This is a genomic window from Alteromonas sp. G4i35 (assembly GCF_054960375.1).
In genome coordinates, this window is sequence record NZ_JBHNZD010000004.1 from 138,274 (window position 1) to 152,656 (window position 14,383).

Annotated in this window: 14 protein-coding genes, 1 tRNA gene and 1 riboswitch; of the genes, 13 read left to right on the forward strand and 2 right to left on the reverse strand. The window is 44.2% G+C overall.

From position 1 onward, the window contains the following. Positions 1-2: 2 nt before the first annotated feature. Positions 3-560: a 2OG-Fe(II) oxygenase gene (locus ACFI6L_RS03540; protein ID WP_014975937.1), complete on the reverse strand. Its 558-nt coding sequence runs from the start codon at positions 558-560 to the stop codon at positions 3-5. 460 nt (positions 561-1,020) lie between these two features. Here ACFI6L_RS03540 and ACFI6L_RS03545 point away from each other — a divergent pair, with 460 nt between their 5' ends. Genes ACFI6L_RS03545 through ACFI6L_RS03570 form a run of 6 tightly spaced genes read left to right on the forward strand, consistent with a single transcriptional unit; the run spans position 1,021 to position 5,964 of the window. Continuing rightward, a complete protein-coding gene (locus ACFI6L_RS03545; protein WP_014948702.1) occupies positions 1,021-1,782 on the forward strand; it encodes a DUF3450 domain-containing protein in 762 nt (253 codons plus the stop codon). Positions 1,783-1,788: 6 nt separating this feature from the next. Continuing rightward, positions 1,789-3,147, forward strand: a complete 1,359-nt coding sequence (locus ACFI6L_RS03550; RefSeq protein WP_462573424.1) for a MotA/TolQ/ExbB proton channel family protein — start codon at positions 1,789-1,791, stop codon at positions 3,145-3,147. A 1-nt stretch (position 3,148) separates the two neighbouring features. Continuing rightward, a complete protein-coding gene (locus ACFI6L_RS03555) occupies positions 3,149-3,673 on the forward strand; it encodes a MotA/TolQ/ExbB proton channel family protein (protein WP_012517736.1) in 525 nt (174 codons plus the stop codon). An 11-nt stretch (positions 3,674-3,684) separates the two neighbouring features. Further along, positions 3,685-4,083, forward strand: a complete 399-nt coding sequence (locus tag ACFI6L_RS03560) for an ExbD/TolR family protein (RefSeq protein WP_012517737.1) — start codon at positions 3,685-3,687, stop codon at positions 4,081-4,083. Position 4,084: 1 nt separating this feature from the next. Further along, the gene (locus ACFI6L_RS03565) at positions 4,085-4,696 is read left to right on the forward strand and encodes an energy transducer TonB (protein WP_014948704.1); all 612 of its coding nucleotides are present in this window, start codon (positions 4,085-4,087) and stop codon (positions 4,694-4,696) included. A gap of 2 nt (positions 4,697-4,698) precedes the next feature. Further along, positions 4,699-5,964: a tetratricopeptide repeat protein gene (locus ACFI6L_RS03570; protein WP_014975939.1), complete on the forward strand. Its 1,266-nt coding sequence runs from the start codon at positions 4,699-4,701 to the stop codon at positions 5,962-5,964. Positions 5,965-6,193: 229 nt separating this feature from the next. Here the strand turns inward: ACFI6L_RS03570 and ACFI6L_RS03575 are convergent, their stop codons facing one another. Beyond that, entirely contained in the window at positions 6,194-8,455 is a 2,262-nt protein-coding gene (locus ACFI6L_RS03575) for a tRNA(Met) cytidine acetyltransferase TmcA domain-containing protein (RefSeq protein ID WP_462573425.1), read from the reverse strand. Between the two features lie 59 nt (positions 8,456-8,514). On the opposite strand from ACFI6L_RS03575, the gene ACFI6L_RS03580 reads away from it, so the two are divergent. The 7 genes from ACFI6L_RS03580 to ACFI6L_RS03610 all read left to right on the forward strand — a co-directional run bounded on the left by ACFI6L_RS03580 (position 8,515) and on the right by ACFI6L_RS03610 (position 14,377). Next, a complete protein-coding gene (locus ACFI6L_RS03580; protein ID WP_012517742.1) occupies positions 8,515-8,940 on the forward strand; it encodes an acyl-CoA thioesterase in 426 nt (141 codons plus the stop codon). Between the two features lie 130 nt (positions 8,941-9,070). Further along, positions 9,071-9,174: riboswitch (TPP riboswitch) on the forward strand. Between the two features lie 55 nt (positions 9,175-9,229). Further along, positions 9,230-11,320, forward strand: a complete 2,091-nt coding sequence (locus ACFI6L_RS03585; RefSeq protein ID WP_110287715.1) for a TonB-dependent receptor — start codon at positions 9,230-9,232, stop codon at positions 11,318-11,320. A gap of 17 nt (positions 11,321-11,337) precedes the next feature. Next, on the forward strand, positions 11,338-11,601 hold the full coding sequence (locus ACFI6L_RS03590) for a hypothetical protein (protein WP_014948708.1): 264 nt from the start codon (positions 11,338-11,340) through the stop codon (positions 11,599-11,601). After that, the gene (gene pnuC, locus ACFI6L_RS03595; protein ID WP_462573426.1) at positions 11,601-12,245 is read left to right on the forward strand and encodes a nicotinamide mononucleotide transporter family protein; all 645 of its coding nucleotides are present in this window, start codon (positions 11,601-11,603) and stop codon (positions 12,243-12,245) included. The genes ACFI6L_RS03590 and pnuC overlap by 1 nt, the downstream gene beginning before the upstream one ends. Continuing rightward, positions 12,202-13,053 carry a phosphotransferase gene (locus ACFI6L_RS03600; RefSeq protein ID WP_462573427.1) on the forward strand — a complete coding sequence of 284 codons (852 nt, stop codon included), beginning with the start codon at positions 12,202-12,204 and terminating at the stop codon, positions 13,051-13,053. Before pnuC ends, ACFI6L_RS03600 begins: the two co-directional genes overlap by 44 nt. Before the next feature lie 211 nt (positions 13,054-13,264). Further along, a tRNA-Trp gene (locus tag ACFI6L_RS03605) sits at positions 13,265-13,341 on the forward strand. A gap of 307 nt (positions 13,342-13,648) precedes the next feature. Further along, on the forward strand, positions 13,649-14,377 hold the full coding sequence (locus ACFI6L_RS03610; protein ID WP_278347138.1) for an alanine acetyltransferase: 729 nt from the start codon (positions 13,649-13,651) through the stop codon (positions 14,375-14,377). Positions 14,378-14,383 lie beyond the last annotated feature (6 nt).

The following is a 14,383-nucleotide window of genomic DNA, read 5'->3' on the forward strand; positions in this document are numbered from 1 at the left end:
AGTTACACTTTTTCTAGCTTAAACGCCAGGGTGTAGCGGGGCGTGTAACAAATTCTATTGGGCGGTCTACCGACGTGTTTGATCGCACCATGGAAAATTGCAACACGAGCAGGTTTTGGTGTGCACGCGAATAAGCAATCGTCGTTGTTGTCATAGAACAACGTTTCTCCTCCCCACTCAATGTCCCATTCAGGTGCAATATAAACCAAAACAGTGAACTCATTCGCATCAGGTGCACAATCTGTGTGCGTAAAAAGCATATCTCCATACGATGCGTGATTCACATATCCTCTATAAGCACTAAAATCTTGTTTTGTAATACCGCGAATGGCCTCAATCGCTCTGTGGTATACGGGGAGGGTTCTAATTTGCTCAGATGTTAGATTCACTGCCCAATGCCGATATTCTTGTGTATCAGGTCTAGCAATTTCGTCTCGCTTGAATGCACTTACTTGTAAACCTTTGAATAAGCTCTCCGCTTCTGCCTGAGTACAAAGGTCGTCGAAGATCCACAGGGGTTTGTTCTCAATCGTAATGTGGTGAGTTGGCGTGAATGTCATTGCATACTCGTCTGTATTTTGGATTTTTCATGAAGTTTATACGATTAGCCCTTCTTTTAATAGCAAGTAACATCTAGGTTAAAAATCATATCTAATTTTTGCGAGTAGACAGAAATGCGCGCTGATAAATTGTTAAATAAACTTGGTAATTGATTATTAGTTAATCGATTAAGGTGTCAGTTATGCTCCATTCTTGTTTGATGTCATTATTTTGGAATGAAATCTGCACTGCGAATGAACACAAATTAGGCAGACGGAATGAAATCTACTAGGTGTAAACAGTGTGTTACTTGACTAAACGTAACATTCCATGTGAGTATAATACGTTCGTAGTACTGACAATTGACGTCGGCGCTACATTCCTGAAACAAAATTGTGAAAGTTTTATACGCCCCTTGCCCGAATATTTTCCTATCGGCGAGGATTCAAATAAGAAATTTGGTTGGGAACTATGTCCAAAATGAGCAAGAGAACTCTTATTGCTTCTACTGTTATGGGTGCATTCGCACTAACAGGTAGCGCAGTCTCTGCAGATACGCTTGAAGATCTTCATAAAGAAGAAGCGAAAATCCACGCGGCTGCAGCGAAATCTCAAGAAAAAATCAATACGTTGTTTGAACAGTCTCAAGAACTACTTGTTGAGTATCGTCAAACAGTAGATGAGACAGAAAACCTTAAAATCTACAACGATTACATCGCAAGCCTAGTTGCAGACCAGCAACGCGGTATCGATTCATTACAACGTCAGATCGACAGCATCGAACAAACTAAGCAGGGCATCGTTCCTCTTATGTTCCGCATGATCGACAGCCTAGAGCAGTTCATCAAGCTAGACCGTCCAATTCACTTAGACGAGCGTCTACAGCGTGTTGAGCGTCTTCGCGACCTTATGGCTAACTCTAACGTAACTGTTTCAGAACAGTTCCGTCAGGTACTAGAAGCTTACCTAGTAGAAGTTGAATACGGTACTAAGATCAACTCTTACCAAGGTACTATCGACGACGCAGGCACAGAAGTTACTGTTGACTTCTTTAACCTAGGTCGTACGGCGCTAGTTGCACTTTCTCTAGACCAAACTCACGCATGGGTATGGAACAACGAAAGCCGCGCATGGGAAAAACTGGGTGACGAGTATCTGTCTTCAGTTGTTGACGCAGTTAAAATGGCTAACAACGTCATTCCTGCGGATCTGATTAAACTACCAATTAGCGCAGCGGAGTAATTGTTAATGAAACCAGTATTCAAATCTCTTTTAGCCGCTGCGACAGTTGCAGTTGCAGCAACCGGAGCGCAGGCTCAGGAAGCAAAGAGCCTGAAAGACCTTCTAGACCAGGTTCAACAGAACCGCGTTTCTGAAGCTCGCCTAGATAAGCAACGCGAAGCTGAGTTCCAATCAGCACGTGCTGACAAGCAAGCACTTCTTCGCAAAGCACAAGCAGAACTTAAAGCTGAACAAGCTCGTGGTGACCGTCTACAGAAGCAATTCTCAGACAACGAAGTTACATTAAACGAGAAAGCTGCTGAGCTAGACCAAGCTACAGGTACACTTGGTGAAATGTTCGGTGTGGTACGTCAAGCATCTTCTGAAGCTTACGGCCGTATCTCTACATCAATCGTAAGTGCACAATTCCCTGGCCGTGGTCAGTTCCTTGCTGAAATGTCAGAAGACTCTAAAGGTCTTCCAAACATTAAAGAACTTGAAGACCTATGGTTTGCTCTTCAGAAAGAAATGACTGAAGGCGGTGAAGTAGTTAAGTTCACTACAGAAGTTGTTAACCTTGACGGCGGTTCTTCACAGCAAGAAGTTGTTCGTGTTGGTACTTTCAACCTTGTTGGTGAAGCTGGTTACCTAGCGTATGACGCTGAAGCTGAAGTTGTTCAGCCTCTTGGTCGTCAACCAGATGGTCACTTTGTAGCTTCTGCTGACGAACTAATCGGCGCTACTTCTGGTATTGTTCCTTTCTTTGCTGACCCTTCTCAAGGTGCAATCCTTGGTCTATTGAAGCAAAAAGCGACAATGTCTGAGCGTTATCATGCTGGTGGTCCAGTTGGTTACACAATCACAATTATGCTTGCGATTGGCCTACTAATTGGTATCTACAAAATGATCACACTAACGATCACTGGTGGAAAAATGCGTTCACAGCTTAAGAACGTAAACAATCCTTCAGAAGGTAACCCACTAGGTCGTATCCTTAAAGTTTACCAAGAGAACAAGACTGCTGATGCAGAAAACCTTGAGCTTAAACTTGATGAAGCGATTCTTCGCGAGCTTCCAAAAATTGAAAGCGGCATCAACGTTATCAAGATCTTCGCAGCGATTGCTCCTCTACTAGGTCTACTAGGTACAGTACTAGGTATGATCGAGACATTCCAAACCATCACACTATTCGGTACAGGTGACCCACGTATGATGGCAGGAAGTATCTCTATGGCTCTTGTAACTACTGCTCAAGGTATTATCGCGGCTCTGCCTCTAATCCTTACTCACAGCATCGTAGCTTCTCGTAGCAAGTCAATCATCCACATTCTTGATGAGCAAACTGCGGGTATCGTAGCTGCTCACTCAGAGTCGGAGAAAGCGTAATATGAATTACCTGATTGGATTATTCGAATCGGTCAGGGACTTTATCGCTACCGGCGGTGACGTACTATACTTCGTTGCTGCCGCGCTCTTTCTCATGTGGGTTTTAATGATTGAGCGTTACTGGTATTTAACCTCGGTCTTCCCAAAGGTGAAGAAAAACATCATCGCGAATTGGGATGCCCGAGCAGATACCACATCATGGTATGCGCATAGAATCCGTGACGCGTGGATTTCTCAAGCGTCAGACGACCTTAACGCTAGAATGCTGATTATCAGAACCATTATTGCAATGTGTCCACTAATCGGTCTACTTGGAACAGTAACCGGTATGATCAGTGTTTTCGAGACAATGGCAACACAGGGCACCAGCAACGCTCGTCTAATGGCAGCTGGTATCTCTATGGCAACGATCCCGACAATGGCGGGAATGGTAGCCGCGCTATCTGGACTGTTCATCAGTTCACGTCTTGAAGCGAAAGTGAAGCTGGCAAGAGAAGGGCTAGTTGATAGCCTGCCACATCATTAGAGAGAGAGATTATGGCTCGAAAAGTCAGAACCGAGGAAGAAGATGCACAGATCGACATGACGCCCATGTTGGATATCGTGTTTATCATGCTGATCTTCTTTATCGTTACCACTGTTTTCGTTAAAGAAGCAGGGATCGAAGTCAACAAGCCAGATGCGAGCCAGGCGATTCTTCACAAAAATGCAAACATTTTCATCGCCGTAACTGAAGACGGAAATGTATGGCTAGATAAGCGTGAAGTTGCGCCGGACAGCGTAAGAGCGAATATTGAAAGACTGCTTACCGAGCAGCCTACTGACTACGTAATCATTCAAGCTGACGTAAAAGCGAAGCATGGTTTAGTAGTTGAGATTATGGATCAGGTTAAAGCCGCTGGCGTTAACCGAGTCTCGGTAGCGGCAAGGGGATAAGATGTTACGTATAATTGTATCTATACTTTTAGGTGCTGGTGTTGCATTTGCCCTTTTCGTTCTAATGGCCAAGTTGATTGAAAATTCATCTAGACCAGCAGACGAAGTACCGCCTGCACCGGTTATCGATATTGTAATGCAGGAACCAGACGACCAGACGCAGACGCGTACTCGTGTTCCACCACCACCGCCACCTCCGCCTCCACAGCCTCCTAAAATGGAGCAAGTAGAGCCGGAAACAGCGGAACCTGATGCAGATGGCTTTAGCTTAGCTATTCCAGCTATCGACACAGGTGGTGTTGGTGTAAACATCGGTGGTGTTGGTGCAATGCAGCGTGATGGTGAAGCAACACCTATCGTTCGTATCGACCCGAAATATCCACCTGATGCAGCCCGTGACGGCCGTGAAGGTTGGGTAAGACTGTCTTTCACTATCAACGAAGTTGGTGGTGTTGAAGATATCGAAGTTATCGAAGCTGAACCTAAGCGCGTATTCGACCGTGAAGCACGTCGTGCTCTACGTAAGTGGAAATACAAGCCTAAGATCGTTGATGGCAAGCCAGTTAAACAACCTGGCATGTTCGTACAGCTAGACTTTAAACTGGAGCAATGATCATGATGAAACGTACATTCAAAATGTCAGCCGTTGCTTTAGTGCTAGGCGCAGGTGCGGTGCTTTCAGCACCCGCTGCCCTAGCGCAGTCAGCACCTGTTGTTTGTCCTGGATATGAGAAAGGAAAAACAACGCTTGTAGGTGAGCGTACCGGTAAAAAAGTTCAGAAAGCTTTTGAGTTCTACAATGAAGACCAAGTTAATGAAGCACTAAACGTACTTTACGAAATCGACGCATCTGACGATTTCGATAGAGCTTACGTAAAGCGTTTTATTGGTAACTTACTTGCTGCGCAAGAAGGTCAAGGTGGTAAAGCTTTAGGGTATTTGGTTGAATCAGTTGAACCAAAAGTTCTAAACGACCTTGAACACTCTCAAACACTTAAATTACTAGGTGATTTGAGCATGCAGGAAGAGAAGTACACTGATGCCATTAAATGGTATAACAAGTGGATGGACTTCACGTGTAAAGAAGACGCAGACGTATATACGCGTTTGGCACAGGCTTACTTTGAATCTAAGCAACTAGCGAAGATGGTTGAGCCAGCAGACAAAGCGATTGCTTTGTATGAAGAGCCAAACAAAAACCCGTATGTATTAAAGCTAACTTCTTACTACGAGCGTAAGATGTACCCTGAAACGGTAGCTGTGGCGGAAGATCTTGTTAGAACTTTCCCTCAGGAAAAAACTTGGTGGTCACGTCTTGGCTTTTTCTACATCTTAGTTGAAGACTATAAGAAAGGTCTTTCAACTCTAGAACTTGCTTATATGCAGGGCTATCTAGAGAAAGAGTCAGAAATAAAGACGCTTGCTCAGCTTTATCAAAGTAACGGTATGCCTTACAAGGCGGCCAAGTTGCTTGAAAAGCACGTGAAAGAAGGCTTGCTAAAAAATGATGCCGATATGTTAGCAAACGTAGCTAATGCTTATCACCAGGCAAAGAACTTCAAAACAGCTGCCGACTTGTATGCACAAGCTGCTGCTAAGAGTTCAGACCCTGAGCATTATCGTAAGCAAGGTACACTTTTACTTGTAGCGGAAGACTACAAAGGCGCTATTAAAGCACTAGAGAATGCTCTAGAGCGTGGTGCTGAAGACCCTGAGAAGATTCACTTCACGTTAATGGAAGCGAACTTCTACGCAGGTAACTTCAAGTCTGCTTACAAGCACGTACAAGAAGCTAAGAAAGATCGCTCTCTACGCCGCAACGCTGCAGCGTGGGAACCTTATATCAAGGAAAAAGCGAAGAACCGCGGTATTAGTATCTAATATGTGGTTTTAGCAAAAAAGCCTCCCTTTGGGAGGCTTTTTTTTGCCCTTAATTTAGTAAGTGAGCTTTTCTCGAATGGGATTTTATTTATAGGGCTTTAACACCAGTCCGCATAGGTCATTACCCACTCAGCTAGAATTAAAATGTTCGTAATCGCGGCTTGTTAACGCAGGTATAGTGGCTCTACGCCAAGCTGATTATTTGTACTTTCAGGCTACAGACTTTCTATTATTTGAAAGCAGGCAGAAGTGCTTCTCTTATAATAATAGTGACTTCTTTTAACCCACTTGCTTTTAGGTTTTCTTCGTTGAATGTAGAAACAAGTTGCTTCGCATTCATATCTGAATGTGCAAGTACTTTTCTGAGAAAGCGCTTCGTGTTAATGATTTCAACAAGACGCCATAGCGTATACAGTATTGTGTTATTTGGCTTGTTCAGTTGAGTATTTGCGCTTGGTGTAGGCTGAGTCTCTGCATAACGCGCAATTTTATGTAATATCGGCCAAACATCATCTAAAGTGCGTGTGCCTTGGGTAAAATGTACTAACTTTTCTACATAGATTGTCAGTATGCTAATGGGCACGTTGTCTAACTGGTTATCGAATTTAAAGCTCTCTTTTAGCGCTACCAATTCAGAAAGCAGTTTTTTTGCTCTGTTGGAATGAGGATATAACGCTAGTGCACTGGTTTCGCCACTGGCTTTATTAGGCTTTCGCCCATAGTCTACAATCTCAAATCCATTTCTTGTCCAAAAGCTGTCTAACTTAAGTGTCGTTCCATAAGAAGTACAGATAGCGTCAATACTTTGCTTCTTGGCTTCATCACTAACTCTTTGTAGCAAGTAACTGCCCATACCCTTACTCTGCGCAAGCGTATCGACGGCAATACGGTTAATACGCCAATATCTAAACGTTGCTGTTTTTGCATCAGCAGACAACAGAGCAAGTCGCTGTGCACCTAAATGCCCTTTAGGACGACGCTTTCCAGACGCAATCCCCAATGCGGTATCGTTCAGGTAGTCGCTACCTTCAGTATTTATGATTGCAGCACCTATCACGTTGTCGTTGAATTTAAGTATGGCAACAAGTACATCCGGGCTATCCATCAAGCGCATAAAATCATCGGGCGTAGTTTGATAATGGGCTAATGAAAGTAGCGACATTATTTGCTGAAGCGATTCTTCGGAAATGCTTTTAAACGAACTTATGGAAAAATCGTAATCTATCGATGCATTAATACTGTTTTTGAAATTAATCTCGCCAATATTGCGCGCCGCATCTCTGTCCTCAAATAAACAAGTCGTATTGAAAAATGCTTCAATGGGATCATGTTCGAACCATCGTAACGGCGTTGATAGTCTTAAATGGATAGCTGATGGCGGTAAACTAGGGATGAGTTTGTGAATAAAGCCGCTGCCTGAGCCTTCATAACCCAAAAGCGTAGTACTAAGCACCCACTGCTTGTGGTTTGCTATAATCCGGTATACATCCGGGAGGGGGATTGAAGCCGCTTCATCAACAATTACAACGTCATACTTTTCATCTTCTGTGGAATATAACAAGGTACTGTCAGGGGGCACCCATTTTACACTGCCTAATGTCGTTGTCTTATTCTTATCACCAAGGCTTAGTTGTGTTCGAATGTTAGCGGTGGATGGTTGTTGTGTTCTGACACCGGCTATTTCTTGTTGTTGAATACGTGAAAGTACGTTCTTCACATTATCGAAGCGTTCACTGGTTAATAGTACATTTTTACCCTGTCTGATTAGGCTTTCAATGAATATACCTAATAATGATGACTTGCCTCTGCCTCTTGGGGCAGTAATTAGCGCGTTTAGTTTATTAAGTGAGTGTGCTTGATATAAACGACTGTATGCCTGCTCTTGCTCTTCTGATTTAAATAGTGAGCCTCTATAGACGTTTGATGTTAAGCCTTCGCTAATACGGTACATAGCCGTATCTGGAAGCGTGGTTTTTTCTTCAGTGTGAAATGCCACGTAGTCGTTGTTACGCAGGTGCTTTATAAAGCGTTCGAGGTATCGACTTTGTGTAAGCGTAAACCCCTCCGACAGGAACGAGACCGAAATATTGTTGACCCATTCACTCAATGCAGGGCAAATAAGTATTAAACAACCACTGCGTTTAACGATCCCCGCCACTGCCATCACGTCGCCAGGTTTGAATGAATCGCGACAGTCTAATGTGGCAATGTCACATTCGCTCCCCAGTACTTGTTTGCGGTTCTTTCCCTTAAGTGTATCGCCAGCAAAATTCACAACGCTTATAGATGAAACTTCATCTACAAAGGCTTGAACGCTACGTATGGCAGCTTCACAAAAATCATCATTGCCAGATATTACAAGCATTCTCCGGTGAAGCGGGCAAGTCACGTTTGATAAGTGTGAAGCGTGAGAGCTTTTTTTGCAGCCATTTTCGCCGCTATTTTCAAAGTAGGGGGCTAATAGCCATTCGCGTAATTGAGTTAGCGCCATGAATCAGTTTTTTCGGTATAATCTAACGCTATAGTAGCGATTTATTATGAGGAATTCGAATGCGCTTTCTTTCTCGGCGTCTAGTTATGCCAAACGACCTTAATTACGCCAATTCTTTGTTCGGTGGCCGCGCGTTAGAATGGATAGACGAAGAAGCTGCAATTTGGGCTATTTGTCAGCTAGAAACTAATTGCTTGGTAACTAAGCATATTGGTGAAATTAGTTTCGAATCACCGGCTATGCAGGGTGATATCGTAGAGTTTGGTCTAGAAACTAAAGCTGTAGGCCGTACGTCTATTACCGTAAGCTGCTTGGTACGCAACAAAGCAACCAAGAAAACCATCTGTTTTGCAGACGATATCGTTTTCGTAAAGGTTGACCCTGATACGCGTCAACCAACCGCACACGGCAAAACGTTGGAAGGTTTAAAAGCACAAACTGACGATGAAGTACGTCGCCTAAATATGAATATTGACGCTGAATAGCCCTAAGCTTTCAACGCCTTATATCATATATAAAACCTTACGTTAGCTTAACGTCTTATCTGCTTGACGGCGTGTATCGAACTGGTAGACTCCGTCGCAGAAGTTGAGTTTGCTAGTTTTAGCAGCGCAACACTATACCAAGGGGTGTCCGTTTTCGGTCTGAGATCCACATTCGTGGGAACCCTTAAACCTGATCCGGATAATACCGGCGTAGGGATGGTTCACAATATAGCCTTATCACCTGCCGTTAGACCCGGATCTTTTTTCTTAAATAAGAATAAGAGATCCCATGTATAAAACACTTTTCACACTTTCACTGCTTGCTAGTTCCGTTGCGGCCTATGCGCAACAAACCAATGTAAGTAACACTTCAGATAGCACGCCATCAGATATTGAGCGCGTCATCGTATCTGGTGATTTTCGTCAAACTACACTCGACCAGTTAAGTGCTAGCGCGACCATTTTAGATCAAGAGCGTCTTCGCAGTAGACAGCCGAGCCATATCGACAGTGTGCTAAACAGTATTCCAAACGTAAACTTTGCAGCTGGTGCGTCTCGCGGCCGCTTCGTGCAAATTCGCGGTATTGGAGAGCGTAGTCAGTTCGCCGAGCCTATCAATCCTTCTGTAAGCTTTATCGTCGATGAATTTGATTTTTCAGGCCTTGCTGCGGCAGGTCTTATTTTTGATACTAAACAACTAGAGGTATATCGCGGACCTCAGGCTACCTTATACGGCACAGGTGCATTGGCCGGAGCGGTTAAACTCTCCAGTAATGACGTGGGTAGCGACGCCCCAGACTACGTTGAAGCCCGCATTGGGAACAAAGAGAGTTACCGTATTGAAGGCGCCACTGGTGATGATATCAACACGGATTGGGGCTATCGTGTTGCGCTGGTTCATAATCGCAGTGATGGCTTTGTAGAAAATACGTTCTTAAATAGAAGCGATACCGCGAATATCGATGAAACCGCACTGCGCTTTGCCGTTGAAGGCAGTGTAGATGAGCGAACCACACTAGCGCTTACTTATCGCTGGTACGATATCGATAACGGTTACGATGCATTCTCGCTAGACAATGACAACAAAACGCTGTCTGATGAACCTGGATTTGACGAACACCAAACCCACGCTGTTAGCGCGCGCTCTACAACCAATACAGCAGCGGGCGACTTTATTCTAATTGCCACCCATGCTTCTCACAATATTGCTTATGGATACGATGAAGACTGGACATTCACAGGGTTTCACCCGTGGGGTTATACGTCTTTTGACGCCTATTATCGCGATGTAGAAACACAGACCGGAGAGATGCGTTTCGTGTCATCTGACAGTGCCGCACTTTTTGATGGTATGACTGACTGGACAATAGGCGTATTTTATAAAAGCACGGAAGAAAAGCTGCTGCGTCAGTACACTTATTTGGATAGTGACTTTGCCAGTGAATACACGCCTACGACGACCGCTATATATGCTCAGACTGAAAGTCGTTTGAACGAAAATTTAGTACTTGTAGCAGGGTTAAGAGTCGAAAACTACGATTTTGATTACGCTGATAACAACCAGCTCACTCGCGCGTTCGACACCACCATGGTAGGCGGGAAAGTCGCGCTTCAGTATACACAGGGCGATCACTTCTATTACGGCAGTATTTCACGCGGATATAAAGGGGCAGGCTTTAACCCCGACAGCCGCGTGAATGACAATCAGCGATTCTTCGACGAAGAGTATAACTGGAACTACGAAGTAGGCGTTAAGGGCCCATTACTTACGCCTGACCTAATTGCTCGCGCTGCAATTTTCTATATGGATAGAAAAGATACTCAGGTGAGCGATTTTGACGTTATCACTCGTGATGACGGTACGGCAGGGTTCGTAGATATTATTGATAATGCTGATTTAGGAACAAACAAAGGAGCCGAGCTGGAGCTTAGCTGGATTGCTAGTGAAGCATGGCAGCTTGATGCAAGTGTTGGTTACCTAAGCGCTACCTTTGAAGGGTATACGCTTGCAGACGGTACTGAAGTGTCTGAGCAAAGACAGGCTCAATCACCTAAGTGGACAGCAAACCTGTATAGTGAGTACGCACTTACAGATAACATGCTTTGGCGTGTAGATGTAGATTACAAAAGCGAATACCGTTTTTCTGACGGCCATGATGTAACCTCGCCAAGTACTACGCTGGTTAATTCGGAGATTGTGGTGTTACACGGTGATTGGCAGACATCACTGTGGGTACAAAATGCCTTTGATCGTGAGTTTTACACCCGTGGATTCGGTGGTTTCAGCAACGACCCTCGCGATGAGTATGCCTTCGATGAGCCATATTACCAAATAGGTAACGGTCGTCAGTTTGGCGTTACTGTTAAGTACGCGTTTTAAAATAAAAGGAAACAGACATGCAAGTTATGGTTGAACTGTCGTTGTACCCATTGGTTAACGAATACATTCCACCTATTCAAGATTTCATTGATAGGTTAAATAGCTATAGTGATATTGCAGTTTCAACAAGCTCAACCAGCACGCAGGTTACAGGTGACTATGGCGTGGTTATGAAAGTACTTGGCGAAGAAATGCAAAGGACCCATGAAGAAGTGGGGCAGGCTATTTTCGTTGCTAAGTTTTTAAACTTTGATGCCATGCAATCTAGAAAATCATCTTAATGGCTAACTTTTTTTCTGAGTTTACCTCACAAATTGCCGCTACTTCGCTTTTAGAGTGGGTAGCGGTTGTCCTCGCTATTGCCTATGTGCTGTTAGCCGCAAAACAGAACAGCTGGTGTTGGCTGTGCGCTTTTGTGAGTACCGCAATTTACACCTGGCTATTTTGGCAGGTGACTTTGCCATTTCAGTCTGCGCTTAACTTCTTTTATATGATAATGGCGGGATACGGTTATCATCAGTGGTCGAAAGGGGCGGAAGATGGCGATGTTAAGCCAGTGCTTCATTGGCCGTTCTGGGCTCATTTGCTCATTGTGCCGAGTATGTTATTGCTCGCTTGGGTTCTGTCTGAGGTGGCAGGCTCACAGTTCAATAGTGAGTACCTACTATTAGATGCGAGCATTAATTTATTGAGTGTAGTCACAACATTTATGGTGGCGCATAAAATCCTGCAAAACTGGGTTTATTGGTTTTTCATCAATTTAGCGTCCGCCTATTTATACCTGCAAGTGGGTTATGCATTATCTGCTTGCCTGTTCTTAGGCTATGTTGGTTTTGCGGTATTTGGGTATTACCAGTGGCTAGTACAATATAAAAAACAAGGTGAACAGGTTGGATATCATCGCCACGCTGCAAAAGGCGCTTAATCTTAGCGATAGTGCGAAAATTTCGTCACACCCTGCTGGAGCGGTAAATCACGTTTACCGCGTTCAAGAGCTCGCAGATAGTCAGTTCCCCTTGATTGCAAATAACCTTCAAAGTAGTGGGCAACCAAAGTCGGATCATAACCCTGTCGACTTAGCGGTGAAATGGATGGGCGATGATGACTTTAGTGGGGTTAATCGTGCGCACCAATTTGCTTTGCAGCAACAGCTTTATAGGTTGGGAGTAGCGCCGCAACCTATATGGTTAAGCGATGATGAAACCATCTGGGTTGAGCAGTGGCTAGAGCACAGTGAAAGTGCGACGCTTTCAATGCTTGAGCTGGCCAACACCCTCGCTCGTATTCATTCTTTGCCCATTACCGCTAGGCCATTAGATTTAGCATCAAGATGGCAGCATTATATTAACGTTGCACAGCTCGATATGAGCAGTGAGCTTTATCTAAAAGCCCAATCATTGCGGAAACAAGTAATAAAAAGTGAACAATACGATGACGACTATGTGTTATGTCATAATGACTTGCTAACTAATCACTTATTACTGAGCGCAGATAACTCACTCAAAATTATTGATTGGGAATATGCCGCCATGGGAAACCGCTACTTCGATTTAGCAAGTTGCTGCCTTATCAATAAACTTGAAATCAATGAAAGTAGAGAGCTCGTTAAGCATTACGCCACGCTAATGAATATCGATGAGCACGACGCGATAGCGAAATTTGATCTGCACACCGAGATTGTCGCTATCACTAATGACCTGTGGTTTGCTGCGCTTAACGCCAATAAGGTCTAATTGTCATAAACTGCTCCGCATTTAAAAGTGACGCTGCATAGAAGTCGGTTTAAAAGCGAGCAATAAGACAAAACACAGGTGATGGATAAAGCCTATTTGGTGTTATTCGATTGAAAAAACAGCGCATTGCGTGTTAATTAAGCATGCAGTGCATGGTAGTGATAAAAAGGCTTTACCTTTTTAATGTCATCCGTATAATGCACAGCGCGCTAGGGGTGTAGTTCGAATTGGTAGAACAGCGGTCTCCAAAACCGATGGTTGGGGGTTCGAGTCCCTCCACCCCTGCCACTTTCTCTTCTTGTGAACGTTTACGTTCAAATCCTAAATCGTTTCTTTGTTAAATTCTTCTTAAATTTTATTGGTTTCTGTTGCTAGTGCTTAATTTGCTGCAGCTGTTTTATTTCCTCTTATACCAAGGGCTAGGCATTATAAATTCGCGAATAATACTTAAGAATCAACGCTTATGAATTAGCGCTTGAGCATTAAAGAGCAAGTACAATCCAAGCAAAAGAACGCGATAGTTATTCAACCAAGCCTGCAACTTTAGTAAACTAAACAAATATAATGAACTATTCACGTTAGGTGTTTTTACGCAATGTCTCTTACTTCATATCAGCAGGCGGTTTTACAGGAAATGGGGATCCCTGTTTGGATCACCAAAGACGCCTACACTGAGCTAAAGCAGGAAGACCAAGCGAAACAAAACAACGCCAATGCAGCACAACGCAACGTCGGCAGTACAAATAGTTCATCGACACAGTTACCCTACAGCCAAAGCGCTCAAACCAATAAGCCGCCTTCAACGCCAATATCTCAAGAAGAAAAGCAATCACGGCTTGCTCAGTTGAGAGCAAATGTTGGCAGTAGCGCGAAAGATAAGGCTAAGCCTAAAGACGGCGGGGCAGCAAAACTTTCCACGCTTGGCGCATCGCACAATGAAGGGAAAGTAGGGCAAACCGAAACAGGTGCTTCACAGTCACACAACACTTCGCCGTCTTACGACAATGCGGTTGCCTCGCAAGAGTCTTTAACAAAGTCTATTGGCGCAAAAGGGCCGGTATCGCCTGAAGGTATCCCGTTAAGTGCCGAACAGAAAGCAAAATCACAGCAATGGCTGAAGGACTTGCAGCTAGCCTGTGTTCAGTTGGGTATACCGTCACAGTGGGCTAGCACCATAATGATTGGCCGTACGCTATCGGTAACCGAAACGGCCATTATATTGCCAGCCACACCGCTTAAACTCACAGCTGTGCAAAAACGGGAGCTGTGGGCGCAGCTTATCAGCGCAGCACGCGAATTAAACCATTCAGCTAACGGCCAGTAGTCGCGT

Bases quoted from the DNA above. Each gene is read 5' to 3' on its own strand.
- ACFI6L_RS03560 (WP_012517737.1), top strand. From the start codon at position 3,685: ATGGCTCGAAAAGTCAGAACCGAGGAAGAAGATGCACAGATCGACATG.
- ACFI6L_RS03565 (WP_014948704.1), top strand. From the start codon at position 4,085: ATGTTACGTATAATTGTATCTATACTTTTAGGTGCTGGTGTTGCATTT.
- ACFI6L_RS03540 (WP_014975937.1), bottom strand. From the start codon at position 560: ATGACATTCACGCCAACTCACCACATTACGATTGAGAACAAACCCCTG.
- ACFI6L_RS03550 (WP_462573424.1), top strand. From the start codon at position 1,789: ATGAAACCAGTATTCAAATCTCTTTTAGCCGCTGCGACAGTTGCAGTT.
- ACFI6L_RS03575 (WP_462573425.1), bottom strand. From the start codon at position 8,455: ATGGCGCTAACTCAATTACGCGAATGGCTATTAGCCCCCTACTTTGAA.
- ACFI6L_RS03545 (WP_014948702.1), top strand. From the start codon at position 1,021: ATGAGCAAGAGAACTCTTATTGCTTCTACTGTTATGGGTGCATTCGCA.
- ACFI6L_RS03570 (WP_014975939.1), top strand. From the start codon at position 4,699: ATGATGAAACGTACATTCAAAATGTCAGCCGTTGCTTTAGTGCTAGGC.
- ACFI6L_RS03580 (WP_012517742.1), top strand. From the start codon at position 8,515: ATGCGCTTTCTTTCTCGGCGTCTAGTTATGCCAAACGACCTTAATTAC.
- ACFI6L_RS03610 (WP_278347138.1), top strand. From the start codon at position 13,649: ATGTCTCTTACTTCATATCAGCAGGCGGTTTTACAGGAAATGGGGATC.
- ACFI6L_RS03555 (WP_012517736.1), top strand. From the start codon at position 3,149: ATGAATTACCTGATTGGATTATTCGAATCGGTCAGGGACTTTATCGCT.
- ACFI6L_RS03590 (WP_014948708.1), top strand. From the start codon at position 11,338: ATGCAAGTTATGGTTGAACTGTCGTTGTACCCATTGGTTAACGAATAC.
- pnuC (WP_462573426.1), top strand. From the start codon at position 11,601: ATGGCTAACTTTTTTTCTGAGTTTACCTCACAAATTGCCGCTACTTCG.
- ACFI6L_RS03585 (WP_110287715.1), top strand. From the start codon at position 9,230: ATGTATAAAACACTTTTCACACTTTCACTGCTTGCTAGTTCCGTTGCG.